The following is a 7,810-nucleotide window of genomic DNA, read 5'->3' as shown; positions in this document are numbered from 1 at the left end:
ATAATTGTTCTGCTGTAACAGTAACTAACGATGCAAGTTTGCCAATAACTACACAAGGAACTACTGTTGTTACCTGGACTTATAAAGATGTTGTTGGGAATATCAGTACACAAACACAGAATGTAATCATTACTGATGCTACTGCACCAGTTGCAGATTTGGCTTCATTGCCAAACGTAACCGCAGAGTGTGAAGTGATTAGTTTAACTGCACCAACAGCAACAGACAACTGCTCGACAGTAACAGTAACTAACGATGCAAGTTTGCCAATCACTTCACAAGGAACTACTGTTGTTACCTGGACTTATAAAGATGTAGTTGGGAATACCAGTACACAAACACAGAATGTAATTATTACTGATGCTACTGCACCGGTTGCAGATTTGGCTTCATTGCCAAACGTAACTGCAGAGTGTGAGGTAACTTCATTGACAGCACCAAGTGCAACAGATAATTGTTCTGCTGTAACAGTAACTAACGATGCAAGTTTACCAATAACTACTCAAGGCACTACGGTTGTTACTTGGACTTATAAAGATGTTGTTGGGAATATCAGTACACAAACACAGAATGTTGTTATAAAAGATAATACAGACCCAGTTGAACTAACATTAGCAGATGTAACTGGTGAGTGTTCAGCAACAGCGGTAGCACCAACTACCACCGATGCTTGTGCAGGAACAATTACTGGAACCACAACAGATGCACTGACTTATAATACTCAAGGAACTCATGTTATTACTTGGAACTTTGATGATGGTAATGGGAATGATATTGATGTATTTCAGAATGTTGTTATAAACGATATTACAGCTCCTGTTCTTGCTGATTTATCAGATTTATCTATTGATGATTGTGCAGAAGATGAAGTTGCTCAGACGAAGGTGCTAACAGGTTTAGAACTTCCAGTTGGTAGATATTCAGATGGCTGTTCATCAACTTTTACAGTAGAGTATCGTATTCAATTGCCAGATGGTTCTTATGCAAATGCATATGGAATACAGGCGGTAGGAACAGTTTCAGCATCCGATCCATCAGGATATAGTTTTACAGAAGGAGTATCAACAATTTACGTTAGAGTGTTAGATGCTAGTGGAAATTTTTCAAATGAAGAAACATATACGGTTACGGTGAATCATAAACCAACACCATCAGGAATAAATTATTAAAAATTAAATATAGTCAACATGAAAACAAATTTTACAAAACTTTTAAGCGTATGCTTTTTCCTACTCCTAGGATATGGTGCTATGGCACAAGATACGAGGAGTGTTGGAGAAACACATACTTACACCGTAGTTCCGGAGAGTGGTACGAATACACTTCTTTGGGCTATTACTGGGAATAATGGAGAGGGAGTTTCTTGGGATCTACAAGGAGGGACAGCTTTAAATGATGCTGCTATTCAGATTTTATGGAAGCAACCAGGAACCTACACTTTAACATTTACTGAGAAAGAATCTCATGGTGGAATTGAATGTTCTACTATAAAAACAGCTGAAGTAAATGTTGGTGATGACTTCGATGTGGTGATTGCAGATGCTACTATTGCAGTGGATTGTGCGACTACTGCAGCAAATACAGATATAACTTTTGTTTTGAGCAAAACCAATGGAGCAACTGATTGGACTTTTGATTACCAAACTGTTGGTTTCGGTGCAGGTAATGAAATAGCAGCTACAGGTGTTAACGCTTCTGGTGATACTCATAGTTTGGTAATTTCAGTACCTAATACTACTGATGGAGGAGACAAAACTTTCAAAGTTCAAATTACAAATGTAAAAGATAGCTTTGGAAATGATACTGTAACAGGAGATGATGAAACTGCAAATGTTACAATTTACGGTCTTCCAGATACTGGAGATATTACCTTTAATTAATATAGAGTTAACAAGAAAATTATATACGATATGAAATCTTTATATAAACTTTTAATGGTTTTTGTTGGGGTATTGATGTTTACAAATACTCAAGCACAAAATACGGGTACTACTCCTTTTGCGGGTTCAACTCATAGATATACAATTACTAAAGGTAGTATTGCTACGACGACATTAGCTTGGAGTGTTACGACTGGTAGTAACGGAACACAATTTAATTATAAAACAGCTCTTGATGGTACTTATGTAGATATCGAATGGTTAGTTGATGGTGATTATATTGTACAGGTTGTAGAATCAAGAACAGATGTAGGTTTTGCCTGTCCAACAGTGCGTCAAATTGCTGTGAAAGTTGGTACAAATACCTTTGATGTTTTTGCGGAACTTGTTAGTGCCACTGAAGAATGTGCAACAGTTCTTTCTCCTGTTGATGATGCCGATGTTCTTGGTGATAATTCAACGGATATTTTTGGAACTACATCACGTGATTTTAAAGTTAAAATGACAGGCGGAGATAACACGAAAAAATGGTCGTTTGATTATGCTTTAACTGATATTGCTGGAAGTTTTAACTTAGGTGATGTTACTGCTGTTTCTATAACTGATGGAACTGCTACTGGCAATAATGTAGTTGTTGCTGCAGGAGTTTCAGAGGTGACTTTCTCTATAAGTTATAGTACAAATAAAAATACTGCTGGAGTGAATGGACAGGATACTGATTTTACTATGGAATTAGCTGTTTCAAATGCTAAAGATGAGTTAGGTACTCCAGATAGTGAAACAGGTGATGCAAGTAATAAAGTATCTTACATTGTAAAAGCAGTACCTGCAACTACAGGTATAACTACGGACTAATTAAAAACTCTTAAATTTATTGATCATGAAAAGATTATTAAAAATAACAATGGTTCTTGCAATTTCTTTAATTGCATTTGGAACTTACGCACAGGATGCTACACATAATGTGTTTTCGAAGCATACTTTTAAAGTGAATTTAACAGATCCTAGTGGGGATCATGCAGGTAATACATATACTTGGGCTGTTTTAAATTCGGCGGGAACAGCAGAAGCTCCTGCAGGAACATACTCATTTATTACTGGTCCATCGGCTGTAGATTTAAATGAAGTTGAGATTCAATGGTTGGCTTCAGGTGATTACTTGGTTCAGGTGACTGAACAGAATACTGGTGGTGCTTGTACTACTCTTCGTCAGATTAGTATTCGAGTAGATGGTGGAGATATTGATCTTTTAGTTGAGGCTTGTGATGTCGCAGGTACACCTTTGGTTGACTATACAGCTACAACACCAGACTTGACAGTTCTTTCAACTTGTAATGATAAGAGTGGAGAAATTATAACACGTGGATCTGACGATTTTGGAGGTTCTGTTCGTTATTTTAAAGTTTCGATGACGGCAGGTGGTGTTGCATGGACTGAAGGGACATGGAAATTCGACTATGTTGCTACAGCAGGAACTGTAACTTCAACAGATGCTACAGTTGCAGGTACTAACGTTGCCGTAGCTCTTGGTACATCATCTATCATATTGAAGGTTGATGTGCCTAATACTCCTGGTCCTGTTGCAAGTGAGTCAATTAATTTGAATTTGACAGCTTCAGCAGTATCTATCAATACTCATACTGGAGATGTTAATGAAAATGGAACAGTGGATAATAATAAAGCAAAAGATGCGATTGTTATCTTACCTTCTCCTAAAACATCAGATATCTCGATTGACTAATTAATGTAAAGTTTGTTGACTTACATATAGAATCCTTCCCGGATTACGATCTGGGAAGGTAATTCAAACATAAAAAATAGAAAGATTTGTTTAAAGGTACACTACATAGAATTCTGATCCTCGTAATTGTTACGATGGTGGCTTTGGCTTCAGCTAAGGCACAGAGTCCGTATGTGATATTGCCTGGAAGTACGCATAAACTTACTATTACTGATCATGTTGGGAATACTTATGAATGGAAAGTTTATAAGGTGAACGATTGGGCAGATCAAAAGGATGCTTTATTAGCAGATAATGATGGATTAGGAGGAGATGATGACTTTTTATTTGTTGGGGGAGAATTTGAAAAAGCGGAAGTTGACATTACCTTTTTAAATGAAGGCAAATATTACGCAATTGTGGAAGAGTTTAATTCAGGAACGAATTTTTGTTCTTCTCGAAGAGCTATACCAGTGGAGGTATTTGGTACTGAAGCCACGATTGTATTTAAAGATCTTACATCAGAAGATTGTGCTGATTTAGATCCACAATTTGCTACAGAATTAGTAGCCATGTTTAATTCAGGTACCGAGTTGCCAGAATCACAATACCCGATTACAGTAAATTACCATTTAGATGATGCTGTTGATCGAACTGCAATTGTAAATTTTGCAGATAAAATGCTCCAAGTAGTGGGCGTTATTGAAGATGTAAATTCAGATAAAATAAATCATATAACCATAACAAGTGCGACCAATAGTTATGGGGGAACTTTAAAGATAGTTTCAGGTCAGGAAATACATACACGAACAATTAATAAGAAACCAATAATATCAATCATAAACTTAAATTAAACTACTATGAAACTGACTAAAATATTTGGCTTGCTATTTATTAGCTTAATCGCATTCGTAGGAACTGTTAATGCACAGGACCAAACCGTGACGATTAATACTTCTCATACGTATAATGTAGATCCTGTTGCGGGAGTAACTTATACTTGGGCTACCACAGGTGGAACGAGTACTGATTTAGTTGCACAAACAGGAAATTCGATGACACTTATTTGGGATGCTCCAGGAACATTTGATGTTACTGTATTTGGAACTGATGCAAATGGCTGTTTGACAGAAACAAGAACATCTGAAATTTTAGTTGTAGGTGCTTCTTCGGTTATGTTTGCTAACTTGCCTGCAAATGATGCCGTTATTAGTTGTTCTCCATTGATAGGAGGAGCCTTAACTGTTAGTGACTTTGATGTTGTATTTACTGGTGGTGTAGCTCCATTCGAATTAACATATGAGAAAACTGCAATTGATGGAACAAAATCGACTCTAGTTGTAACAATGGGTGCTGCAGGTGATGCAACTCCATTAACTGGCCAATTAAGTATTTCAGATTTTGAAAATTTAACTGCAGGTGATCAAACTGTAAGCATTCAATTGATTAGTGCAACAACTGCCGATTTAGGTATCGTAGCTGTTGATGCAGATGTTGCGAATAACACAAGAAGTGTAACTGTTCACGGAAAACCTACAATTTCAGGTGCTATTACTCTTAACTAGTATTTAATATATTAAATTATTAGATTTGAAAAAAATAAAAAAATAACATGTTGAGAACCTTACTACATAAAACACTGCTTACCGCAATAGCCATCCTCTTGGGAGGATGGGCTGTTGTGGCACAGCAGTATGTGGTTAAGGGAACAACACTTAATTTTAAGGTGGATGAAGTTACCGGTTATGCATACCATTGGTCGGTAACTCATACAGCTACTCGAGCTGTTGCATATCTTACATCAGAAACATTTGAGTCTGGCGATTATGTATTCGATAATGAAGGCGAATATGTAGTAAAGGTATATCCAGAGGATTTAGGAACGCGTTGTTTTGGTGAGCCTTTAATTATGATGGTTGTGGTTGATGGAGCTGCTCCAACAGCAGAGTTTGATGATTTAGAAGTGCCATATGTTTGTTCTGCAAATAATGGTGGAGATGCAAATGGGAAAATAAATGTTACCGTTAATTATTCGGGTCCGAAACCTTGGACATTTAAAATTTCGGTAGATCGTGCGCCTGCAGTAATGCCTGATGGAGCAAAAGAATTGTATGTAAATTCTTTTGAGTTCGAACTCGAAATACCGAATACAAGTGGGAAAACTCATCGTGCTGAAATTTTATTAGTCGATGCGAAGACAGTATCAGGAATTCCGGTAACTGAAGATCTGGTGAATCAGACTTTAGAGGTAGATGTAATGGCCTTGCCAAATACGGTATGGGGAGATTATGAGCCTGTTATTCAGTCGGGAACTATTCAATCCTACACAGCTACTATTGAAAAGAACGAGAATTACGAACTATTTATTCCTGCTGGAGCAACAGTTTTAAATGAAACTACAACAAAACTGAGCGATAAGTATCATAGTGAATTAAGCTTTGATGTACAGTGGGGAAATACTCCGGGTGACTATCAAATAAAACTTTTAGAGCGAACAGCTTTCGATTGTGCTGGAGATACTATTTATGCAGATATCACCCTTGTTGAATCCTTCTCTGTTAGTTTAGGTGGCGATATTAGTATTTGTGAAGGAGAGAGTGCAACTTTAACTCCTACCATCGATTTTGGTGGAACCTACACTTACTTATGGTCCGATGGTTCAAAAGAACCTACTTTAGCAGTTACAGAGTCTGGAACTTATTCTGTTACCGCCAAAGATTCGGACACAGGTAAATCATCATCGGCAAGTGTTAATGTGGAAGTATTAAAAGCTCCAATTGTTGATTTAGGTGCAGATTATGAATTGGCCGAAGCCGAAACTAAGGTGTTGGATGCAGGAAATCCTGGATTAACTTATTCTTGGTCTACTGGTGAAACCAGTCAAAGCATAAGCGTGAATACTAGTAATACCTATAGTGTTAATGTTACTAGTTTAAATGGTTGTGTTGGTTCCGATGAAATTGTTATAAGTAGTTCAAGTGATGTGTTTGCGATTAGTCTAGGTGCTGATATTAATATTTGTGATGGAGAAGAAGTGATTCTAAATCCAAATCCAAGTATCTCTCAAAACTATGCTTATTTATGGTCTAATGGTGCTGGAAATTCTACACTTACAGTGAGTGAGTCTGGTACATATTCTGTAACAATGCGAGATGATGCAGGTAATGAAAAAACAGATGAGATTGAAGTAATTGTTCATGCCTTACCTATTGTTGATTTAGGTGAAGATTTTACTTTATATGATGGCGAAACTGCAACTTTGGATGCAGGTAATTCTGAAGCAGGCTTGGTATACGAATGGAATACAGGAGAAAATACTCAAACAATTACAGTAAGTGATGAAAATGTGTATTCTGTAAAGGTTACTGCGGCATATTCTTGCTACAATACCGATGAAATCAGTGTTGTTAAAAAAGATGGTCACAAATTCTCTGTTGATTTAGGTGGTGACATTGAAATTTGTATGGGGGATAGAGTATATCTAGAACCAATTATTGACAGAGTATTTACTTCCGATCCAAGTTATAAGTGGATTCCTTCAGAATCAACAGAAAAAGGTATTTTTGTGGATCAATCTGGTAAGTATTGTGTGGAAGTAACAGATCCATTTGGCAATACAGAAGGAGATTGTATCGAATTAACGGTTAATGCAACTCCTATAGTTGATCTTGGTGAAGACATTATTGCTCAAACTGGAGAAACAGTAATCCTTAATGCTGAAAATAGTGGTAGTTTCTATCAGTGGTCAACAAATGATATCACTCAAACTTTGAATGTAGATCAAGCAGGCGAGTATTGGGTAGAGGTAACCAATCAGCAAAGTTGTATGGGTAGAGATACAATTAATGTTTTGTACCCAGAAGGCGATCAATTTGTAGGTCTGGCGTCGGGTTTCTCTCCTAATGGAGATGGTAAAAATGATGTGCTCTTTGTTCGTGGAAACAATATTGGTTCAATGAATTTGATTATTTACAACCGATTAGGTCATAAAATATTTCAATCGAACAGGCAAGATGTAGGATGGGATGGAACCTATCGTGGAGTAAAACAAGACATGGATGTTTATGTTTTCTTCCTACAAGTAACCTTCCTAGATGGTAGTTCAGTACAAAAACGTGGAAATGTTACACTACTGTACTAATATAGTTGATGAATAAAATGGATTGTTACTGTTAAATTTCATCTTATTAATTATATTTATGCCGAATAA

7 protein-coding genes are annotated in these 7,810 nt (G+C 36.8%); all 7 read left to right on the top strand.

What is annotated here, in order from left to right:
- The coding region (locus BZG02_RS20760; RefSeq protein WP_218972141.1) for a hypothetical protein at positions 1 to 1,169 on the top strand (1,169 nt) is incomplete at its 5' end.
- A gap of 18 nt (positions 1,170 to 1,187) precedes the next feature.
- A complete protein-coding gene (locus BZG02_RS04930; RefSeq protein ID WP_101260278.1) occupies positions 1,188 to 1,880 on the top strand; it encodes a hypothetical protein in 693 nt (230 codons plus the stop codon).
- A gap of 30 nt (positions 1,881 to 1,910) precedes the next feature.
- Entirely contained in the window at positions 1,911 to 2,735 is an 825-nt protein-coding gene (locus BZG02_RS04925) for a hypothetical protein (protein WP_101260277.1), read from the top strand.
- Positions 2,736 to 2,760: 25 nt separating this feature from the next.
- Positions 2,761 to 3,621 (top strand): hypothetical protein, encoded by an 861-nt coding sequence (locus BZG02_RS04920; RefSeq protein WP_101260276.1) that lies wholly within the window; start codon positions 2,761 to 2,763, stop codon positions 3,619 to 3,621.
- A gap of 86 nt (positions 3,622 to 3,707) precedes the next feature.
- Positions 3,708 to 4,454 carry a hypothetical protein gene (locus tag BZG02_RS04915; protein WP_143470420.1) on the top strand — a complete coding sequence of 249 codons (747 nt, stop codon included), beginning with the start codon at positions 3,708 to 3,710 and terminating at the stop codon, positions 4,452 to 4,454.
- A gap of 6 nt (positions 4,455 to 4,460) precedes the next feature.
- Positions 4,461 to 5,165, top strand: coding sequence for a PKD domain-containing protein (locus BZG02_RS04910; protein ID WP_101260274.1), 705 nt, complete (start codon positions 4,461 to 4,463; stop codon positions 5,163 to 5,165).
- 47 nt (positions 5,166 to 5,212) lie between these two features.
- Positions 5,213 to 7,741 (top strand): T9SS type B sorting domain-containing protein, encoded by a 2,529-nt coding sequence (locus BZG02_RS04905; RefSeq protein ID WP_101260273.1) that lies wholly within the window; start codon positions 5,213 to 5,215, stop codon positions 7,739 to 7,741.
- Positions 7,742 to 7,810 lie beyond the last annotated feature (69 nt).

This window comes from Labilibaculum filiforme, assembly GCF_002843315.1.
GTDB classification, from domain to species: Bacteria; Bacteroidota; Bacteroidia; order Bacteroidales; family Marinifilaceae; genus Labilibaculum; species Labilibaculum filiforme.
This window is presented reverse-complemented; position numbering and strand designations above follow the sequence as displayed.